We start from the raw sequence: 21,059 nt of genomic DNA, 5'->3' as shown, positions 1-21,059 counted from the left end.
TGCAGTTGCGAGGGTGTCTAACTCTTTCGTCACACATCGAGCATGGGCACCCTCGCCCTATCTCCGCAGCTATGCCTTGGCATCAATCATCTAGCCGTCGCGCGCCCCGCCAGGCCGTCACCGTCCGGCGGCGTAGCCCTGGGCGCCGCGCGGGTTGGCGGCGGCCTTGAGGAAGGCACCGTCGCGGGCGACCGCGCTGAGCCGGCCGAGCGACCACGGGTCCTGCACCTCGACCTCGTGGCCGCGCCGCCGCAGCTCCGCCACGACGCCCGGGTCGACGCGGTCCTCGACGTGCAGGACACCGGGGCGGGACCCGCGCGGGTAGAACGAGCTGGGGAAGTGCTCGGAGTGGAACATGGGGGCGTCGATGGCCTCCTGCAGGTTCAGCCCGCCGTGGACGACCGCGAGGAAGAAGGCCAGGCTCCACTGGTCCTGCTGGTCGCCGCCCGGCGTGCCGAAGGCCAGCCACGGCCTGCCGTCCCTGAGCGCGAACGACGGCGACAGCGTGGTGCGCGGGCGCGTCCCCGGGCGCAGGGCCGCGGCCACGCCGTCCTGCAGCCAGAACATCTGAGCCCGTGTGCCCAGGCAGAACCCCAGCTCGGGGATGGTGGGGGAGCTCTGCAGCCAGCCGCCGCTGGGGGTGGCGGAGACCATGTTGCCGAACCGGTCCACGACGTCGACGTGGCAGGTGTCGCCCTTGACCGTGCCGTCGCGGGCCACCGTGGGCTCGCCCACGCCCTGGGGCGAGCGGGCGCCGGACAGGCCGGGAGCGTCGCCGGCGGTGCCCGGGCCGGGGAAGTCGGGCAGGAGCGGCGCGCGCCCGCCGGGAGCGCCGGGCCGCAGCTCCAGGCTGGCGTGGGGGCCGATCAGCCGGCGTCGCTCGGCGTTGTAGGCCGGGCTCAGCAGGTCGGACATGGGCACGTCGGTGTCGCCGTACCACGCCTCGCGGTCGGCGAAGGCCAGCTTGGCGGCCTCGGTGACCGTGTGCACGTAGTCGGCGCCGAGGAAGTCCGCCGCGTCCAGGCCGAGGTCCTTCAGCAGGGCGAGCTGCTGCAGGAACACCGGCCCCTGTCCCCACGGGCCCGTCTTGCACACGGTGTGGCCGTGGTAGTCGAAGGTCAGCGGCTCTTCGACGGTGGCCGTCCAGCCCGCCAGGTCGTCGCCGGTCAGCAGCCCGCCGTGCACCTCGCCCGAGCTGTCGCGCCAGGCCGTCTTGGCGCAGAACGCGGCGACGGCCTCGGCCACGAAGCCCTCGTACCAGGCTTTCCTGGCGGCGGCGAGCTGACCCTCGCGGGTGCTCGACGCGGACTCGGCCTCGGCGACCACCCGCCGGTAGGTGGCGGCCAGCACGGGGTTGGCCAGCTTCGAGCCGGGGGCCGGGACGTTCCCGCCGGGCAGCCACCGGGCCGCTGAGGTGGGCCAGTCGTCGTTGAACAGCCCCTCGACGGACTCGATCGTGGCCGAGATCCGCTCCAGCACCGGCACTCCCTGCTCGGCGTAGTGGATCGCGGGAGCCAGCACGTCGGCCAGCGACCAGGTGCCCCAGCGTTCGAGCAGCAGCATCCAGCCGCCGAACGCCCCGGGCACGGTCGCCGCCAGCAGCCCGGTGCCGGGCACGACGTCCAGGCCCAGCTCGGCGAAGCGCTCGATGGTGGCCGCGGCGGGGGCGGTGCCCTGCCCGCACACGACCGACACCTTCTGCTCGGCCTCGCTCCACAACAGGATCGGCACCTCGCCGCCGGGGCCGTTCAGGTGCGGCTCGGCGACCTGCAGCACGAATCCGGCGGCCACCGCCGCGTCGAACGCGTTGCCGCCGCGCTCCAGCACGCCCATGCCGGTGGCGGAGGCCAGCCAGTGCGTGCCGGCGACCATCCCGAAGTCGCCCGTCAGCTCGGGCCTGGTGGTGAACAAGATCTCTCCTTCTGTGGGACGGCGCTATCGCACCGCGGCCGCGTCGGGGACGCGGTCCGCCGTGACCAGATGGCAGGCGGCCGGATGGCCGTTGCCGCGTGAATCGGTCAAAGGGGGCTCGATGGTACGGCACTCGTCGTACGCGAGCGGGCACCGGGTGTGGAACCGGCAGCCCGAGGGCGGATCGACCGGGCTGGGCACGTCGCCGCCCAGCACGATCCTGCGCCGCTCCCGCTGCCTGACCGGGTCGGCCACCGGCGCGGCCGACAACAGGGCCTGCGTGTACGGATGCCGCGGCCCGGCGAAGATCTCGGCCGTCGGCCCGGACTCCACGATCTTGCCGAGGTACATGACCGCGATCCGGTCGGCCAGGAACTCCACCACCGACAGGTCATGGGTGATGAACAGGCACGAGAAGCCCATGTCGCGCTGCAGGTCGGTGATCAGGTTGAGCACCGACGCCTGCACCGACACGTCCAGCGCCGACACCGGCTCGTCGGCCACGACCAGCCTGGGCTCCAGGATCAGCGCCCTGGCCAGCCCCACCCGCTGCCGCTGCCCGCCGGACAGCTCGTGCGGGTGGCGCGCCCGCATCTCCTGGCGCAGCCCGACCCTCTCCAGCATGGCGGCCACGCGCCGCGCCGTCTCTCGCCGATCGGCCAGCCGGTGCCGCAGCAGCGGCTCGGCCACGATCCGCTCGATCGTGAAACGCGGGTTGAGCGAGGAGAAGGGGTCCTGGAAGACCATGTGGACGTTCCTGCGCAGCGGGCGCATGGCCCGGCGCGACAGGTGCGTGATGTCGCGCCCGTCCAGCTCGATCGTGCCCGCGGTCGGCTCGGTCAGGCGCAGCACGCACTTGCCGACGGTCGACTTGCCGCTGCCCGACTCGCCGACCAGTCCGAGCACCTCGCCCTGGCCGATCTCCAGCGACAGGCCGTCCACGGCGCGTACCGGGCCGTAGTGCTTGACCAGGTCGTCGATGCGCAGGATCACGTCCCACCTCCAGGGTGGTAGCAGGCGGCGAGATGGTCGTCGGCCTGGCGGGTGAGCGGGGGCCTGGACAGCCGGCAGTCCGGCTGGACGCGCGGGCAGCGGTCGTGGAAGGCGCACTCGTCGGGGTCGGAGAGCGGCGAGGGCACCAGGCCGGGGATCTCGGCCAGGCGGCCGTTCACCGCTGCGGAGGGCAGGGCCTTCATCAGCCCCAGCGTGTACGGGTGCCGCGGGCTCGCGAACAGCTCGGTCACCGGGGCCTGCTCGACGGCGCGGCCCGCGTACATGACCACGGCCCGGTCGGCGAGGTCGGCCACCACGCCCAGGTCGTGCGTGATCAGGATGATCGCGGTGCCCAGGCGGTCGCGCAGGTCGCGGAACACGTCCAGCACCCCGGCCTGGATCGTCACGTCGAGCGCCGTGGTGGGCTCGTCGGCGATCAGCACCCGCGGCGAGCAGGCCACCGCGATCGCGATCATCACGCGCTGCCGCATGCCGCCGGAGAGCTGGTGCGGGTACTCCTTCATCCTGCGCCGCGCCGCCGGGATGCCGACCAGCTCCAGCAGCTCCACGGCCCGCCGGCCGGCGGCCTGCCGCGACAGGCGCTCGTGCCGGCGCAGCACCTCGGTGATCTGGTATCCGACGGAGAACGACGGGTTCAGCGAGGTCATCGGCTCCTGGAAGACGACCGAGACCTCCTTGCCGCGTACCCGCCGCAGCTCGGCCTCCGGGAGCGTGGTCAGCTCGCGGCCGTCGAGCCTGACCGAGCCCGACAGCCGGGTCGTGTCCGGCGGCAGCAGCCTGGGCACCGACATGGCGGTGACCGACTTGCCGCAGCCGGACTCCCCGCACAGCGCGAGGATCTCGCCCTCGTCCAGGGTGAGCGAGATGTCCCTGACCGCCTGGACGAGGCCGTCCTCGGTGTCGAAGGCCACGCTCAGGTCGGTGATCTCCAGCAGGCTCATCGGACGCTCCTCGGATCCAGTACGTCACGCAGCCCGTCACCGAGCAGGTTGAAGCCGAGCGTGGCCAGCGCGATCATGAGACCGGGCCAGACCGCCAGCCACGGCGCGTCGCTCAGGTACTGCTGGGCCGTCGTCAGCATCACGCCCCACGACGGGGTCGGCGGCTGAACGCCCAGGCCCAGGAACGACAGCGTGGACTCCCCGATGATCGCCGCCGGGATCGCCACCGTGGCCTGCACGATGAGGGGGCTGGCGCAGTTCGGCAGGACGTAGCGGAAGATGAGGTGCCCGTCTCCCGAGCCGTCGGCGACGGCCGCGGCCACGTAGTCCATCTCCCTGACCGCCAGCACCTCGCCCCTGGTGATCCGGATGACGGCGGGGAGCTGGGAGAAGCCCAGCGCCAGCACCACGCCCTTCAGCGAGGGCCCGATGATCGCCGCCAGGCCGACCGCGAACACCAGGAACGGGAACGCCAGCGTCACGTCCACCAGCCGCATCACGATCGGGTCCAGCCAGCGCCGGTAGAACCCGGCGACCAGCCCGATCGGGATGCCCACGGCCATCGCCAGCAGCGTGGACAGCACCCCGGCCTGCAACGAGACCTGGGCGCCGTGCGCGATCCTGGCGAACGCGTCGCGCCCCAGGTCGTCGGTGCCCATCGGGTGCGCGCCCGACGGCGGCGCGAGCGTGGCCAGGTAGTCCTGCGCCGCCGGATCGCCGGTCACCAGCGGGCCGACCAGCGCCAGCAGCACGAACGCCACCACCAGCACCAGCCCGGCCATCGGCATCGGACGTCTGCTGAAGCGCCGCCACAGCCTAGTCATGGGCGCCTCCCGACAGCCTGATGCGCGGGTTGAGCAAGGCGTAGGCGATGTCGACGAGCAGGTTGACCAGCACGTATCCGATGACCGTGATCAGCACGACGGCCTGGATGACCGGGTAGTTCCTGGTCAGGACCGCGTCCACGGTCAGCTTGCCGAAGCCGGGGATCACGAAGATCTGCTCGGTCACCACGGCCCCGCTGATCAGCGCCCCGAGCTGCAGGCCGAGCACGGTCACCACGGTCGTCAGGCTGTTGCGCAGCGCGTGCGCGCCCACGACCTTGGCCTCAGACAGGCCCTTCGACCTGGCGGTGCGGACGTAGTCGGCCGACAGCGCGCCCAGCATGGCCGAGCGGGTCTGCCGCATGAGGATCGCGGCGAAGCCGGTGCCGAGCACGAGCGCGGGCAGGATCATGCGCTGGAGGTTCTGGACGGGGTCCTCGGTGAAGGGGACGTACCCGGAGGCGGGCAGCACCCGCCAGGTGACCGCGAACAGCAGGATGCCGAGCAGGCCCAGCCAGAAGTGCGGCACCGACAGCCCGGCCAGGCCGAACCCGGTGGCCAGGTAGTCCGCGGCCTTGCCGCGCCGGACGGCCGCCACGATGCCCGCCCCCACGCCGACCACGATCGCGACCAGCATGGCCAGCGCCGACAGCTCCAGCGTCACCGGCAGCCGTTCGGCGATGATGTCGATCACGGGGAGCTGGTCCTGCGTCGAGCGGCCGAGGTTGCCGGAGAGCGTCTGGCCGACGTAGTCGAGGTACTGCGCGGGCAGCGGCTTGTCCAGGCCGAACTCGTGCCGGATGGCCGCCACCACGGCGGGCGAGGCTTCCTCGCCCGCCATGACCGTGGCCGGGTCGCCCGGCAGCGCCCTGATCCCCAGGAAGATCAGGACGCTGCCCAGGAACAGCACGATCACCGCTGATCCGCAGCGCCGGAGGATGAACCAGAGCATTACGCGGCGAACCCGGCGGTGACGAAGCGCGGCAGGCCGTCCTTGAAGTACTGGACGCCGGCGACGTTCTTGCTCATGCCCAGGTAGTACTTGTTGTGGTACAGGTACAGGACGCCCCGAAGCTCGGCGGCCCTGCGCATGGAGTTGCCGTAGAGCTCGGCCCGCTTGGCCGGGTCGGACTCGGCGGCGGCCTGCTTGATCGGGTCGTCGATGCCCGGGTCCGACATGCCGCTGTAGTTGTTGCTGCCCTTGGTGGTGACCAGGTTCGTGAGGTTGCCGTCCGGGTCGACGCGGCCCGACCAGCCGTTCAGCAACACGTCGAACTTGCCCGACTTGCCCTGCTCAAGGGCGCTGACGAACTCGGCCGTCTGCACGCTCACGTCGAAGCCGGCCTCCTTGGCCATCTGCTGGATCACCTGCGCCAGGCGCTGGTTGACGGCGTCGTTCGGGCTGGTGAGCGTGACCGGCACCGGCGTCGGCACGCCGGACGCCTGTACGAGCTGCTTGGCCTTGGCGAGGTCGCGCCCGGGGCACTGCAGGTCCTTCGACCGGTACGGGCTGTCCAGCGCCACCGGGTAGCAGTCCACCTCGTGCAGGCCGTTGTACACGGTCTTGTTGATCACGTCGCGGTCGAGCGCCAGCTCGAACGCCTCACGCAGCTCCGGGCTCTTGGCCAGCGCCGTGTTCACGGTGCCCGGCTGCTCGGTGGAGCCGTTGGCGTTCCCGGTGTTGATCGTGATGCCGTAGTAGCCGAGGCCGCCGCCGGACACGACGGTCAGGTTGGGGTCGGTCTGCACGCTCTTGACCGTGGTCGTGGCGAGCTGGTCGGCCACCTGCACGTCGCCGGACTTGAGGTTCGCGGCCCGTACGTTGGGGTCGACGATGATCTTGTAGACCAGCCGGTCCAGCTTGACCTTGGCCGCGTCGTAGTAGTCCGGCGCCCTGTCCAGCACGATCTGGCTGCCGGAGGTCCTGCTCGCGAATTTGAACGGCCCGACGCACACCGGGCTCGCGCCGAAGTTGTCGGCGGCGGAGTCGAGCGCCTTCGGTGACATGATCATGCCCGCGCGGTCGGCGAGCTGCGCGGTCAGCGGCGTGAACGCCTGCGACAGCGTGAGCCGCACGGTCGCCGGGTCGACCACCGTGACCTCGGACACCGCCGCCAGGTCGGCCTGGCGCGCGGACTTCTCCCAGGTGCGATGCCGGTCCAGGGACTTCTTGACCGCCTCGGCGTCGAAGGCCGTGCCGTCGTTGAACTTCACGCCCTGGCGCAGCTTGATCGTCACCTCCTCGCCGTCGTCGGAGACCTCGGGCAGGGCGGTGGCGAGCTGCGGGACGAGGCTCGCGGAGGCGTCGATGTCGTAGAGCTTCTCGCACATGTTCGCGAACACCTCGCGGCCCACCAGCGTGGTCGAGATGCTCGGGTCGAGGGCGTCGGGGTCGGCGTTGAGCGCGATGTTCAGCGTGCCGCCGCTTCTGACCGGCCGGTTGTCGGCCGAGTGGGCGGATACCGAGGGAGGGGCCGAGGGCGTGGAGCCGGAGCCGCCTCCGCCGCAAGCCATCAGAGCGAGGGGGAAGGCGGCCAGTGCCACGACGAGCCTGGGGGACGGTCTCATGGGGCCTCCGTTGGTGCGTATTTGGGAGACTGTATACAAGACCTGACATTGCAATGGTATTTCGCAACCCTAGGTTGTTACCTGAGTGTTTTCCAATCGTTTGGGGGTTTTAGTGCGTTGGCGGGTGCCGCGCCGGGCCCGCCGGGGGCATCGTCCTGCGGACCGGCGGGACGTGCCCGGAGTGCGGTCACACGTGTCGGGACCATCGTTGACAAGGAGTCAGGTCTTCTTCTTAGCCCGTTGTACCAGCCACAGGCTCACGCCGTACATGGCCAGGCCGAGCACCATGAACCCGATCGCCACCGGCCAGCGCAGCCCCGGCGGCATGTACGTGGCCAGGAACCACGAGTGCCGCAGCCGCCCGTCCGAGACGAAGACGGCCGCGAGCACTCCCTGCGGGATCAGTGGGATGGCGCCGAACGACACCCCCGTGATCACGATGGCCCGCTGCGCCTTCGGCATGTCGGGCAGCTTGAACGACGCGCCCGCGGCGGCCCGCCCGTCGGGACGGCGGCCCGTACGCATCAGGTGGAGCAGCTCGGGGCCCTGGGCCGCCAGCCGCCGCTGCGCGAGCAGGCCGAACCCCCAGTAGCACAGCGCGCCGGTCACCAGGCCGACCGGCACGCCCCACCAGCCGGACAGGGCCGCGACCGCGACGGCCGGCGCCCCCGTCAGCGCCACGAGCGCCAACGTCAGATACGCCAGCCCGGTCAGCGCGCCGTCGTCCTCGCTGGTGCGCAGCGGGTTGCCGGTGCGCCGCTGCGGATCGGTGCCCGGCACCAGTGCGTACACCGAGACGAGCGGCACCAGCCCCGCCGCGCCGCCCAGCAGCGCGGCCACGGCCGCCAGGACCAGCGCCCACGGCCCGCCGGTGACCAGCGTGAACGCCACCGCCACCAGCACCGCCACCGGTCCCACCGTCACCAGCCAGGCCAACTGCCTGCCCCGCACGTCGGACGAGCCCGGCGTCATCAGCGCGAGCCAGAGGGCGGTGCCGTCGGTGCCGTAGACGTTGGCGGTCATCGCCGCCGCCATGACGATGAAGATCGGCGCCGCCCACGGCAACATGCCCGTCCAGCCCAGCACGAGGGGCGCGCCCGCGAAGAACACCCCGTAGGCCAGCGCGAACGTGAGCTGATGGTTGCGTACGAGGTCACGCGACCACGTACGCAACTCCTTGGCGACCACCGCGCCGCGCCCGGTGGCGGCCCGCATCGGCCGCCGCCCACGGGCCGAGGGCCGGCTCGCGCCCGCCCGCCGCGACAGCAACGCCGCCCACGCCGCCAGCAGCAGCACGATCAGCACCGCCATCGCGGCCAGCGCCGGATACTCACCCCGGACGGCCAGCAACCCCCAGCCCGACGGCAGGTACCGGACGAACTCCGGGATCCGCCCGCCCTGCCCGAACGCCACCGCGAACACCCACGCCTGCCCCAGGAAGGCCAGCACCGCGCCGTTGATCACCCCCGCGGCCACCGCCCCGGCCCGCGAACGCAGCGCGATGCCCAGCAGCGCCACCGCCACCTTCGACAGCAACACGAACACCGCGAGCTGCAGCACCATCGCCGGCGCCGCCACCAGCGCGTTCACCGGCGTGGTCGCGGCCACGACCAGACCGGCCAGCGCCACCAGGCTGATCACCGGCGCCACGCCCACGAACGCCGACACCAGCAGCCCCGCCGCCATCCGCCGCGCGGGCAGCCCAATCAGCGAGAAGAACTCCGGGCGCAGCGTCTCGTCGCCGCCGCCGGAGAAGACCGGGCCGATGATCCAGCCCAGCATCCACACCGCGTACGCCGCGGCCGGCCAGTCGCCCCCCAGGAAGGCCAGGTAGATCGTGCCGGCCGCGAGCACCAGGCCGAGCGTGCCGCCCGTCGCCATCATGCCGCCCCGCTGGCCCTTGGCCGAATGGCGCAGGATCGCGACCTTCATCCTGACCATCGTGATCGCTACAGCCATGACAGCCCCCTGGCCGCCGTCGAACCCGCGCCCACCAGGTCCACGAACCGGTCCTCCAGGGTGGCCGAGCCGCGTACCTCGTCCAGCGGGCCGGCCGCCGCCACCCGGCCCTTGTCGATCACGCCCACGTGGTCGCAGAGCTGCTCGACCAGCGCCATCACGTGGCTGGACAGCACGATCGAGCCGCCGCCCGCCACGAAGCCGCGCAGGATCATCTTGATCGTCGCCGCCGACACCGGGTCCACCGCCTCGAACGGCTCGTCCAGCACCAGCAGCCTGGGCGCGTGCAGCAGCGCCGTGGCCAGGCCGATCTTCTTGCGCATGCCGGTCGAGTACTCGATCACGAGCGTCTTCTCGGCCGCGTCCAGCTCCAGCACCGACAGCAGCTCCTCGGCCCGCTCGGCCACCACCTCCTTGCTCAGCCCGCGCAGCAGGCCGAGATAGGTCAGCACCTCGCGCCCGGTGAGCCGCTCCGGCATGGCCAGCCCGTCGGGCAGCACCCCGACGAGCTGCTTGGCCCGCGCGGGATCGGACCACACGTCGGCCCCGAAGATCCGCGCCGTGCCGGCGTCGGGCCGCAGCAGGCCCACCGCCATCGACAGCGTGGTCGTCTTGCCCGCGCCGTTCTGCCCGACCAGCCCGTAGAAGGAGCCCTGCGGGACGGTCAGATCGACGTGGTCCACGGCGACGTTCTCGCCGAAGGTCTTGGCTAACCCGTTGATCTCCAAGGCCGCTGTCATGCTTGTCTCCTGGTGGCGAGGGTGAAGATGGTGACCAGCTCGCGGGCGAGCAGGTCGAGGTCGAAGCCGGGGTCGGCGAGGAGCCGCCCCGGGACGGCGTCGATGGCGCCCCGGATCGCGATGGCCATGCTCCGCTGGTCGAAGTCGCGGAACTCGCCCGATCGCCGGCCCCACTCCAGCACCTTCTCCAGGTCGGTGATCGCGATCTCGGCCTGCTCGGCGTACGGGCCGGGGCCGCCCTCCTCGCCCGGCAGGTGGGTGATGATCTCCACCAGCGCCAGGAGAGGCTTGCGGTGCAGCCGCATGAACTCGAGGTTGCTCTCGATGTAGGCGCGCAGGCCCTCGGTCGCGGTGGGCTGGGCGACGATGCGCGGGACCATCAGGTCGGTGGCCAGCCTGGCCACCTCCGTGACGACCGCCTGGATGAGCTGCGTCTTCCCGCCGAAGTGGTACGAGATCACGCCGGTACTGATCTTGGCCTGCTTGGCGATCCTGGCCAGCGTGGTGCGGGCGTATCCGTGGTCGGCGAGCACCTCGACGGCGCAGGCGATGATCTGGGCCCTGCGCGCCTCTTCAATGAACGTCCGACTTTCTGATGCCACGCTCAAAACTTTAAACGGCCATTCAAATTCCGGCAAAGCCCCTGATGGGGGCGGGGAATCATCGTGCGACGGTTCGCGGACGCCGCCCGCTGCGCGCGGTCGCCCGAGGCAGCGGCGTAGCCTGCGCGGGGCCGGATGGGACCCGGCTCAGGCGCGCAGTCGGAGCACGTGTGGGGTGGGACCCGGTTCAGGCGCGCAGTCGAAGCCCGCGCTGGGTGGGGTGAGACTCGGCTCAGGCGCGTAGCCGGAGCCCGCGTGGGGTGGGGTGGGACTCGGCTCAGGCGCGTAGCCGCAGCCCGCGTGGGGTGGGGTGGAACCCGGCCGACTCCAGCGCCGCCGCCAACGGGGAGTCGGTGATGGCGGCGCCGTCGGCGCGTTCGACGGTCAGCTTGCCCAGGGCGCCGTCACGGACCGCCAAGGCCAGTGCGTCGACCGCCGGTTGCAGCCGCTCACCGTCGGTGAACGACAGCAGCGTCTTGCCCCCGCGCTCCACGTACAGGACGAGGTGGCCGTCGACCAGCACGACCAGCGACCCCGCCTTCCTGCCCGGTTTGTGGCCGACGTCGCCGGGGTGCTGTGGCCAGGGGAGCGCGGCGCCGTACGGGTTGGCCGGGTCGGCGGCGGCCAGCACCACGGCTCGCCGCCCACCACCCGGCCTCCGCCTGTCGGCACCGAGGACCGGTCTCTCCCGGGCACCGAGGACCGGTCTCTCCCGGGCACCAAGGGCCGGTCTCTCCCCGGAACCGAGGACCGGGCCGGAAGGGGCGTCACCGGGCGCGGAACCCGGGGCGATGCCCGGAGCCAGAGCACGCATCCGGTCGACCGCCCCGGGCAGGGCGAACTGCGCGCCCCCGAGGCCCTCGACGAAGTAGCCCCGGCGGCATCGCCCACCCTCCTCGTAGGCCCGTAGAACCTGATAGACGGGCGTGAATCCGCCGGGCAGCCGTTCGGAGGTCACCGCCCCCCGCGTCACCACCCCGTGCCGCTCCAGCAGCACCTCGGCCTGCGCATGGGCCCGCTGGGTGGCGTCGGGCCCCGGCGACGGCAGCAACCACCATCGCCCCGCCACGGTCGGAGGCCCGCTCCTGCTCGGCAGCACCGCCCGCCGCCGCCGCGTCGTGGCGGGCCGGTGCGCGGGACGCCCGGTGCCGAGCGTGGCCCGCAGGGCCGCGAGCGTGTCACCCGACACCCGCCCGGCCCACACGAGGTCCCACAGCGCGGACGCCAGCGCCGCGTCGTCCAGCGATCCGACCTGGTCGGAGAGACCGCGAAAGAACAGCGCGCCACCCCCGCCGAGCAGTTCGAGCACCCGTTCGTGCACCGGGGTCAGCGTGATGTCGGCGGGCTCGGGCATCAGCAGCGGCGCGGTGTCGGCGAAGTAGAGCGACACCCACCCGTCACCGCCGGGCAGCGAGCCCTGCCCCACCCACATGACGTCGCCCGACGAGGTCAGCTCGTCGAGCAGCGCCGGGTGATAGCCGGGCACCCGGGACGGCAGCACCAGCGTCTCCAGCGCCGAGGCCGGCACGGCGGCCCCCTGGAGCTGTTCGATCGAACGGACCAGCGCGTCCATGGCCCGCGCCGACCCGGTCCCGCCGTGCTCGGCCGGCCCAGTCAGGCCACGCTCGGCCGAGCCCGTCAGGCCACGCTCGACCGACCCGGTGGCGCCGCGCTCGGCCAGGCCGGAGCCGGTGATGCCGTGCCAGGCGGGCAGGAAGAGCGCCAGCGTCTCGGGCGCGACCGGTTCGACCTCCTTGCGCAGCCGGGCCAGCGACCTGCGGCGCAGCATCCGGAGCACGCCCGCGTCGCACCACTCCTCACCCCGCCCGCCCGGCCGGAACTCCCCGCTGACCACCCGCCCGGTCGCCGCCAGCCGCCGCAGCGCGTCGGTGACCACGGCCACGCCCAGCCCGAACCGGGCGGCGGCCGTGCCCGCGTGGAAGGGCCCGCGCGTACGGGCGTGCCGGGCCACCAGGTCGGCCAGCGGATCGGCCACCGGCTCCAGGAAGGCGTGCGGCACCCCGACGGGCGGCGGAACCCCGAGCGCGTCGCGCATGCGCGCGGCGTCCTCGATGGCGGCCCACTGCTGCTCGCCGGCGATGCGCACCCTGATCGCGCGCCGGGCTCGTTCGAGCTCCTCCAGCCAGGCCGGGTCGCCGCCGCGTACGCTCACGTCGGGGGTCGACAGCGGCCCGTGCGAACGCAGCAGGTCGGCCAGGTCCTCCAGGTCACGCAGCGGCCGGTCGAGCCGGGCCAGCTCGTGTTCCGTGTCGGAGATGACGTCGGGGTCGAGCAGCTCACGCAGGTCGGCCTGGCCGAGCAGCTCGGCCAGCAGGGTGGTGTCGAGCGCCAGGGCCTGCGCGCGGCGTTCGGCCAGCGGCGCGTCACCCTCGTACATGAACGCGCCCACGTAGTGGAACAGCAGGGCCGCCGCGAACGGCGACGCCTGCGACGTCTCCACCTCCACCACCCGCACCCTGCGGGCGGCGATGTCGCGCATGAGCTGGACCAGCCCCGGCACGTCGAAGACGTCCTGCAGGCACTCGCGCATGGTCTCCAGCACGATCGGGAACGAGGCGTACTGCGAGGCCACACCCAGCAGGTGAGCGGCCCGCTGCCGCTGCTGCCACAGCGGGCTGCGCCTGCCCGGCGTACGGCGCGGCAGCAGCAGCGCCCGGCCCGCGCACTCCCTGAACCGGGAGGCGAACATGGCCGACCCGCCCAGCTCCTCGGTGACGATCTGCTCGATCTCCTCGGCGTCGAAGGCCGCCACGTCGGTGGGCGGCTCGGCCAGCGTGTCGGGGATGCGCAGCACGATGCCGTCGTCGGAGTGGACGGCCTGCACGTCGATGCCGTAGCGCTCGCGCAGCCGCCGGTTGATCGCCAGCGCCCACGGGGCGTGCACCCGCGCGCCGTAGGGGGAGTGGATGACCACCCGCCAGTCGCCCAGCTCGTCGTGGAAGCGTTCGACCAGGAGGGTGCGGTCGTCGGGGACGTAGCCGGTCGCCTGACGCTGCTCCGCGAGGTAGGCCAGCAGGTTGGCGGAGGCGAACTCGTCGAGCCCCGCCGCCCGCATGCGTTCCGTCGTGTCCTGTTTGGCCTGCTCGCGAAGGAACTGCCCGATCGCCCGGCCCAGCTCGGCCGGCCGCCCAGGCGCGTCGCCGTGCCAGAACGGCAGCTTGCCCGGCTGCCCCGGCGCGGGCGAGACGAGCACCCGGTCGGCCGTGATGTCCTCGATCCGCCACGAGGTCGCGCCCAGCACGAACACGTCGCCGACGCGCGACTCGTAGACCATCTCCTCGTCCAGCTCGCCCACCCTGGAGCCGCGCTCGCCCACCAGGAACACGCCGAACAGCCCCCGGTCGGGGATCGTGCCGCCGTTGGTGACCGCCAGCCGCTGCGCGCCGGGACGCCCCTGGAGGACGCCGGTGACACGGTCCCAGACGATGCGCGGGCGCAGCTCGGCGAACTCCTCGCTCGGGTAGCGCCCGGCCAGCATGTCGAGGGTGGCCTCCAGCGCGCTCCTGGGCAGCGTGGCGTAGGGGGCGGCCCGCTTGACCACGGACTCCAGCTCGTCGACCGTCCACTCGTCGAGCGCGGTCATCGCCACGATCTGCTGGGCCAGCACGTCGAGCGGGTTACGCGGATAGCGCAGCTCCTCGATCAGCCCGCTCTTCATGCGCTCGGCCACCACGGCGGTCTGCACGAGGTCGCCCCGGTATTTGGGGAAGATGACGCCCCTGGACACCGCCCCCACCTGGTGCCCCGCCCGGCCGATGCGCTGCAGCCCGCTGGCCACGCTCGGCGGCGCCTCCACGCACGCGACCAGGTCGACCGCGCCCATGTCGATACCCAGCTCAAGGCTGGAAGTGGCGACCACGGCGGGCAGGCGGCCCGACTTCAGCGCCTCCTCGATCTGCGCCCGCTCCTCCTTGGAGACCGAGCCGTGGTGCGCGCGGACGATCTCCGTCACGGCACCTTTGCTCGCCCCGGCCTGCGCCATCATCGCGGCGGGCATGCGCTGGGCCGGACCCGGCTCGGAGTCCGGGGCCGTCTCCCAGATCGACAGGTCGATCGGGGAGACCGCCTCGGGGCCGCCGTGCTCGCGTTCGTAGGCCAGTTCGTTGAGTCGCGTGCACAGCCGCTCGGCCAGCCGCCGCGAGTTGGCGAACACGATCGTCGACCTGTGGGCCTCGATCAGGTCGAACAGCCGGTCTTCGACGTGCGGCCAGATCGACCGGTTGCCCGGCTCGGGGGCGAACTCCTCCTCGCCGCCGCCGCCCGGACGGACGCCCTCCATCTCGGTCATGTCCTCCACCGGGACGACGACCTCGACCTCGATCCGCTTGTCCGACGGCGGCTGCACCACGGTGGCAGGACGCGTGCCCCCCAGGAACGCCGCCACCTCGCTCACCGGACGCACGGTCGCCGACAGCCCCACCCGCTGCGCCGGCCGGTCGAGCAGCGCGTCGAGCCGCTCGAGGCTGAGCGCCAGATGGGCGCCGCGCTTGGTGCCCGCGACCGCGTGCACCTCGTCGACGATCACCGTCTCCACGCCCCGCAACGCTTCCCGCGCCTGGCTGGTGAGCAGCAGGAACAGCGACTCGGGCGTGGTGATGAGGATGTCGGACGGCCGGGCCGCGAACCGCCTGCGGTCTTCGGCCGGGGTGTCGCCCGAGCGGATCGCCACCGAGATCTCCGGCACCGGCAGCCCGAGCCGCCGCGCCGTCTGCTTCAGCCCCGCCAGCGGCGCGCGCAGGTTACGCTCGACGTCGACGGCCAGCGCCTTGAGCGGTGAGACGTACACGACCCGCGTGCCCGTGCGGGCCTCTCCTCCGCCGGAGCCTTTCGTGCCGGAGCCTTTCGTGCTGGGGCTTTCTGCGCTGGAGCCCTCTGCGCTGGGGCCTTTCGCGCCGGAGGCGGCGAGCCGGTCGAGCGACCACAGGAACGCCGCCAGCGTCTTGCCCGACCCGGTGGGCGCCACGACCAGGGTGTTGTCACCACGCGAGATCGACTCCCACGCCCCCTCCTGGGCGGCCGTGGGAGCCTGGAAGGCTCCGGCGAACCATTGCCTGGTCACCTGGCTGAACTGGTCTAGCGTGCTCACCAGCACATACTGCCTCGCGCGACCGACAGAAATCGCATTTGGCGCCGGGGCGGGAGGTTGAGCGGGCGCCCTGGCGGACATACAGCGTCCGTGACCATTGACTACGCGGCCATCGACGCCCGCCGTGCGGACATACGAGAGCGCTACGTGTTACCGCACCGACCGTCCAGCAGCGCGCGGGGGCTGCACCACGTGGCGCTGCTCTCGTCCGACGTGGAACGGACCATCAAGTTCTACCAGGAACTCCTGGAGTTCCCGCTCACCGAGATCATCGAGAACCGCGACTACAAGGGTTCCAGCCACTTCTTCTTCGACCTCGGCAACGGCAACCTGCTGGCGTTCTTCGACTTCCCCGGGCTCGACGTGGGGCCGTACCAGGAGGTGCTCGGCGGGCTGCACCACATCGCGATCTCCGTCGACCCCGCCACGTGGGAACGTCTGCGCGGGAAGCTGGAGATGGCCGGCGTGCCGCACCAGGTCGAGAGCGGCGCCTCCATTTACTTCAAGGACCCCGACGGCGCCCGGCTGGAGCTGCTCGCCGACCAACTCGGTGAGATGTACGGCGCGCGAGTGCTGTAGATCTGGAACCCTTTTACCGGGCAGATCCGACGCCGCGCAGGCTAACGCCGCGATGCCCGCCGCGTACGCGGACTGCCCGCACGCGGCGCCTGCCTGATGCCCGCGTGCCGCTCTGCGCGCTCGGCCTTCTCCTTCCGTACGGACTGCCGCAGCACTGACAGGAGGTGGCGGCGCCTGGCCCGGTTCGCTTTCGTCTTGGCTGTCTTCGGGGGTGAAGACTTGGGGGTCTTTGGCATGGGGGTGTCCTACCCACCCTCGGCCCGCTTCCATACTTGGGTTCATGCGCCTGACCGAGTTCTGGAGACGGATGAACGCTCATTTCGGCGAGACGTACGCCGAGTCGTGGGCCAGCGACTACGTCATCGCCCCGCTGGGCGGTCGCACCGTCGTCCAGGCTCTGGCCGACGGAGAGAGTGCCAAGACGGTGTGGCGCGCGGTCTGCCAGGTGGAGGACGTCTCGTCCAAACTGCGCTGAGAGCCTTGGTCGCCTTGGGGTCGCTGGGGCCGCTTCTGGGGTGGCTTCAGGGGCCGTTTTCGGGGGTCGTTTTGGGGGGTCGTTTTCGGGGCGTCAGCCCAGGGGCGCCGTGTCGAGCGTGTGGCGCAGCGCGGTCGCCGTGTGCTCCGGGTCACCGGCCGCGTCCTGCCCGCCCGGTGACCACAGGTACTGCCAGCCACGGCTCGACGGGGTGGCGAAGACGATCGTCTGGCGGCCCGTACGCGGGTGCCACACCCACAGGACCGGATCGTCGCCTCCGACCATGCGGCTGACCAGACCGTGGGCGGGCAGCGATTCGGCGAGCGTCTCGAGATGGACGCGCCGTTCCCCGGTGTAGCCGCTCGCCACGTGACGCCTCCCGCTGTCGTCCCTGCTGTGAGTCTCCCCAGCTCACCGCGCATGACAACACGCCGGCGCGAGCGTCGTCGGGCGGGTGGCCCCATGACGACGGTCAGGGGCTCGAAGCCGAAGGTCAGCGCGTACGGCTCGACGGACTCACGCGCCGACGGCCCGCCGGCGCGGCAGCCGGAACCGTCCTCGAACGGCCTCGGGAACGCTCACGCCGGGCCCTGACGACTGGTGGGCGGGCGTTTGACGGCTGCCTGCGTGTTCGTGCTGAGATCGAACAGCCGTTCGGCTACGATGAACAAAGCCGAGCCACGACTTCCCCGACTGCGGCAGAAAATGTCGGTGGCAGGCCGTAGCTTTCACTCGACTGATCGAACCACGACTCTCCAGGGGGAGTTCCCATGGCTATCAACGACCGCGAGAAGGCCCTCGAGACCGCGCTCGCTCAGATCGAGCGGCAGTTCGGCAAGGGCTCCGTCATGAGACTGGGCGACGACGCCCGCGCCCCCATCGAGGTGATCCCCACGGGGTCGATCTCCCTTGACGTGGCTCTCGGCATCGGCGGCCTGCCGCGCGGGCGCATCGTGGAGATCTACGGCCCTGAGTCCTCGGGTAAGACCACGGTCGCCCTGCACGCGGTGGCCAACGCCCAGCGGGCCGGCGGCATCGCGGCGTTCATCGATGCCGAGCACGCCCTCGACCCCGAATACGCCAAGAAGCTGGGGGTCGACACCGACGCCCTGCTGGTCTCCCAGCCCGACACGGGTGAGCAGGCGCTCGAGATCGCCGACATGCTGATCAGGTCCGGCGCCGTCGACATCATCGTCATCGACTCGGTGGCGGCCCTGGTGCCCAAGGCCGAGATCGAGGGCGAGATGGGCGACAGCCACGTCGGCCTCCAGGCCCGCCTCATGTCCCAGGCCCTGCGCAAGGTCGCCGGCGCGCTCAGCAGCACCGGCACCACCGCCATCTTCATCAACCAGCTCCGCGAGAAGATCGGCGTCATGTTCGGCAGCCCCGAGACGACGACCGGTGGTAAGGCGCTGAAGTTCTACGCCTCGGTCCGCATGGACATCCGCCGCATCGAGACCCTCAAAGACGGCACGGAGGCGGTCGGCAACCGCACCAGGGTCAAGGTCGTCAAGAACAAGATGGCCCCGCCCTTCCGCGTCGCCGACTTCGACATCCTCTACGGGGTGGGCATCTCCCGCGAGGGCGGGCTCATCGACATGGGTGTGGAGCACGGCTTCGTCCGCAAGTCGGGCGCCTGGTACACGTACGAGGGCGACCAACTCGGCCAGGGCAAGGAGAACGCCCGCAACTTCCTGAAGAACCACCCCGACATGGCCAACGAGATCGAGAAGAAGATCAAGGACAAGCTGGGCGTGGGCCCGCGTCTCGACGCCCCCGCCGCCGAGCCCGCCGCCGCTCCGGCCCCGGCCGCCGCCGCCTCCTCTGGCCGTGGGTCCAAGTCCACCCCCAAGCCGGGTGACGTCTGATCGTTCGCCCCATGAGCAGTCCGGACCGGCCACAGGCGCCCCACCCCTCCGACCGGGGCGCCTGGCCAGACCCCACCCCATCACGCCGCCGCGACCCGGCTCGCCCGGACCTGGCCCGCTCCTCCGCCGACGGCTGGCCATCGGTCGACGAGTGGCGGCAACAACGCCTCCGCCAGCGCGCCGAGGAAGAGCAGGCCGCCGCCACAGAGAACGCAGCAACAGAGAACGCAGCCGCCCCTGCGGAGGAGGCAGCCACTGCTGTGGAGGCCGGTGATCCGCTTCCGGACGTAGCACCCGAGCCGCTCCACCCCGACTCGCGGACAGGCGCGCGGGACGAGCCAGCCGTGCGGCCCGACACCCCTGAAGACCGGGCGAAGGCACTCGACCCGGACGGGGGTAGTCCTGCCAACGAGAGGACCCCGCCTGAGGCGTCCAGGTCTGAGCCCTTCGCGTCCGAGACGTTTGCGTCTGAGATTTCCGCGTCCAGGGCGGTTGCGTCAGAGGCGGTTACGTCCGAGGCCGTTGCGTCCGGGGCATTTACGTCTGGGGCGGTCGCGTTCGAGGCATTTGCGTCCGGGGCGTCCGCGTCCGGGACGTTCGCGGAGGGGGCCCCGTTCGGGGCGCTCGCCGACGTTGGGCGAAGCTTCTTCGCATCTTCCCCTGAGCATGGCGGTGAGAAGTCGTCAAGGTCGGCCGACGACGCGAGCGGTCGTGGCGGTGCGGGCGGCCGGCGCCGTACGGGGGGTGCCGACGGCGGAAGGGCGGCTGAGGACGGAAGGGCGGCTGAGGGCGACCACGACAGTCTGGAGGCCCAGCAGGGCGTCTCACGGGAGCGGCGTCCCAGTGACGAGTGGCATTCCGAGGTGTTGGCCGGGAGCAGTTGGTTCGCGGCCGAGCCCGATGACGGTGGGCAGCAGCCACGTTCGGGCAAGGGCCGCCGTTCCGACGGGTCTAGCAAGCGTGCTCGGCGATCAGGCGGGAAGTCCGAGTCGTCCGTACGTTCTGAGGAGCCTGACTTCGAGACACGCCCGTCCGACAGAAGGTCGGGGCGATACGACACGGAGACGAGCCCGTACGGCGAAGGCGTAGAGCGGCATGACACCGAGGCAAGCCCGTACCTGGGAGGCGTGGAGCGGCACGATGCTGGGGCGAGTCCGTACCTCGGAGGTGCGGAGCGGCACGACGGCGGGGCAGGCTCGTACGTCGAGGAGGAGGCGGCGGGTCGGGGCGGGGCTGAGACACGTCCGTACGGTGAGACGGGTGAGGGGTTCGGTGACCAGGCCGGGCGGCGTGGGCGTGGGGCCGGTCGGTCTGGTGGCGGAGGGCGGAAGGGGAGCCGGAAGCGGGGGCGGTGGCCCGATGGGCCCGATGCCGAGAGCCCGGCCGGGTCGGCGTCCGACGCCGATCCGGAGTCGGTGGCCCGTGCCATCTGCCTGCGCCTGCTCACCATCGCGCCCAAGACGCGCGCCCAGCTCGCCGAGGCACTGCGCAAGCGGGAGGTTCCGGAGGAGGCTGCGGAGGCGGTGCTCAGCCGGTTCTCGGAGCTGGGGCTGATCAACGACGAGGCGTTCGCGGCGGCCTGGGTCGACTCCCGGCACCACGGCCGCGGGCTGGCCAAGCGCGCCCTGGCGGCCGAGCTGCGCCGTCGAGGAGTCGACGGCGACCTGGTCAACGAGGCCGTCGAGCGTCTCGACCCCGATCAGGAGGAGGAGACGGCCCGGCGGCTGGTGGAGCGCAAGCTCTCCGGCACCCGATCCCTCGACCCGCAGACCCGCACCCGGCGGTTGGCGGGCATGCTGGCCCGCAAGGGCTACCCTTCCGGGCTGGCCTTCCGCGTCATCCGGGAGGCCCTCGAACAGGAGGGGATTGAGATGGAGGAGGACAACTTCCCGTAGCGCCGCGTCCTGCCCGGCTGCCACCGACAGCATCACCGGTCTGCCACCAGCAGTGCCACCCGGTCTGCCGCTGGTCCACCACCGGTAGTGCCGTTGGCGGTTAGCCGGGCTGCTGGCAGTGCCTCCCGGTCTGCCGCCGGTAGTGCCATTGGCGGTTAGCCGGGCTGTCGGCAGTGCCTCGTGGTCTACCGCCGGTCGGCTACTGGCAGCGCGTCCGCTTGTAATCGGCGTTCTCCGGGAGGCTCTCGAAGTGGAGAGTTGAGATGGAGGAGGACGGCTCCGCAGGGCCGCCCCCGCCGCTGCAGCGCCCCGCCTGGCTGCCACCGCCACCGTCGCCCGGCTGCCATGGGCAGGCGCTTCCCGGCCCGCCGCCCGCCAGGCGTCACTGTCACCTGGCGGTGTCACCTGGCGGTGTCACCTGGCGGTGTCACCTGGCGGTGTCACCTGGCGGTGTCACCTGGCGGTGTCACCTGGCGGTGTCACTGAGAGCGGCCGTGGAAAACTCCAGGTGAGCGGTCATGAGAGTCGAGTGTGGCGGTCATCACGGATTCCTGGCTGATGGCCATCGGGTCTAGG

Annotated in this window: 15 protein-coding genes; 4 read left to right on the top strand and 11 right to left on the bottom strand. The window is 71.8% G+C overall.

The window, feature by feature from the left end; genetic code table 11:
- Positions 1–117 precede the first annotated feature (117 nt).
- The 10 genes from ACZ6S0_RS52480 to ACZ6S0_RS52435 form a co-directional block, all read right to left on the bottom strand.
- Positions 118–1,872, bottom strand: a complete 1,755-nt coding sequence (locus tag ACZ6S0_RS52480) for a gamma-glutamyltransferase family protein (protein ID WP_465928602.1) — start codon at positions 1,870–1,872, stop codon at positions 118–120.
- Between the two features lie 63 nt (positions 1,873–1,935).
- On the bottom strand, positions 1,936–2,904 hold the full coding sequence (locus tag ACZ6S0_RS52475) for an ABC transporter ATP-binding protein (protein ID WP_465928600.1): 969 nt from the start codon (positions 2,902–2,904) through the stop codon (positions 1,936–1,938).
- Entirely contained in the window at positions 2,901–3,866 is a 966-nt protein-coding gene (locus tag ACZ6S0_RS52470; protein ID WP_465928598.1) for an ABC transporter ATP-binding protein, read from the bottom strand. Before ACZ6S0_RS52470 ends, ACZ6S0_RS52475 begins: the two co-directional genes overlap by 4 nt.
- Positions 3,863–4,690 (bottom strand): ABC transporter permease, encoded by an 828-nt coding sequence (locus ACZ6S0_RS52465; protein ID WP_465928596.1) that lies wholly within the window; start codon positions 4,688–4,690, stop codon positions 3,863–3,865. Before ACZ6S0_RS52465 ends, ACZ6S0_RS52470 begins: the two co-directional genes overlap by 4 nt.
- On the bottom strand, positions 4,683–5,642 hold the full coding sequence (locus ACZ6S0_RS52460) for an ABC transporter permease (protein ID WP_465928594.1): 960 nt from the start codon (positions 5,640–5,642) through the stop codon (positions 4,683–4,685). The genes ACZ6S0_RS52465 and ACZ6S0_RS52460 overlap by 8 nt, the downstream gene beginning before the upstream one ends.
- Positions 5,642–7,258, bottom strand: a complete 1,617-nt coding sequence (locus ACZ6S0_RS52455; protein ID WP_465928592.1) for an ABC transporter substrate-binding protein — start codon at positions 7,256–7,258, stop codon at positions 5,642–5,644. The genes ACZ6S0_RS52460 and ACZ6S0_RS52455 overlap by 1 nt, the downstream gene beginning before the upstream one ends.
- 219 nt (positions 7,259–7,477) lie before the next feature.
- A complete protein-coding gene (locus ACZ6S0_RS52450; RefSeq protein WP_465928590.1) occupies positions 7,478–9,217 on the bottom strand; it encodes a hypothetical protein in 1,740 nt (579 codons plus the stop codon).
- Complete coding sequence (locus ACZ6S0_RS52445) at positions 9,208–9,957, bottom strand: ABC transporter ATP-binding protein (protein ID WP_465928588.1); 750 nt, start codon at positions 9,955–9,957, stop codon at positions 9,208–9,210. Before ACZ6S0_RS52445 ends, ACZ6S0_RS52450 begins: the two co-directional genes overlap by 10 nt.
- Positions 9,954–10,559, bottom strand: a complete 606-nt coding sequence (locus ACZ6S0_RS52440) for a TetR/AcrR family transcriptional regulator (protein WP_465928586.1) — start codon at positions 10,557–10,559, stop codon at positions 9,954–9,956. The genes ACZ6S0_RS52445 and ACZ6S0_RS52440 overlap by 4 nt, the downstream gene beginning before the upstream one ends.
- A gap of 277 nt (positions 10,560–10,836) precedes the next feature.
- Entirely contained in the window at positions 10,837–15,672 is a 4,836-nt protein-coding gene (locus ACZ6S0_RS52435; protein ID WP_465928583.1) for an ATP-dependent helicase, read from the bottom strand.
- An 84-nt stretch (positions 15,673–15,756) separates the two neighbouring features.
- On the opposite strand from ACZ6S0_RS52435, the gene ACZ6S0_RS52430 reads away from it, so the two are divergent.
- Positions 15,757–16,245 carry a VOC family protein gene (locus tag ACZ6S0_RS52430; protein ID WP_465928581.1) on the top strand — a complete coding sequence of 163 codons (489 nt, stop codon included), beginning with the start codon at positions 15,757–15,759 and terminating at the stop codon, positions 16,243–16,245.
- A 280-nt stretch (positions 16,246–16,525) separates the two neighbouring features.
- Positions 16,526–16,720: a DUF3046 domain-containing protein gene (locus ACZ6S0_RS52425; protein WP_465928580.1), complete on the top strand. Its 195-nt coding sequence runs from the start codon at positions 16,526–16,528 to the stop codon at positions 16,718–16,720.
- Positions 16,721–16,813: 93 nt separating this feature from the next.
- Here the strand turns inward: ACZ6S0_RS52425 and ACZ6S0_RS52420 are convergent, their stop codons facing one another.
- Complete coding sequence (locus ACZ6S0_RS52420; protein WP_465928578.1) at positions 16,814–17,089, bottom strand: hypothetical protein; 276 nt, start codon at positions 17,087–17,089, stop codon at positions 16,814–16,816.
- Between the two features lie 401 nt (positions 17,090–17,490).
- Here ACZ6S0_RS52420 and recA point away from each other — a divergent pair, with 401 nt between their 5' ends.
- Both recA and recX read left to right on the top strand, forming a co-directional pair.
- Positions 17,491–18,588, top strand: coding sequence for a recombinase RecA (gene recA, locus ACZ6S0_RS52415; protein ID WP_465928576.1), 1,098 nt, complete (start codon positions 17,491–17,493; stop codon positions 18,586–18,588).
- Positions 18,589–18,599: 11 nt separating this feature from the next.
- Positions 18,600–20,483: a recombination regulator RecX gene (gene recX / locus ACZ6S0_RS52410; RefSeq protein ID WP_465928574.1), complete on the top strand. Its 1,884-nt coding sequence runs from the start codon at positions 18,600–18,602 to the stop codon at positions 20,481–20,483.
- The last annotated feature ends 576 nt before the right edge of the window (positions 20,484–21,059 follow it).

Source organism: Nonomuraea sp. NPDC051298 (assembly GCF_055586305.1).
The sequence above is the reverse complement of the archived record's forward strand: the minus strand, read 5'-3'. Positions and strand labels throughout refer to the sequence as shown.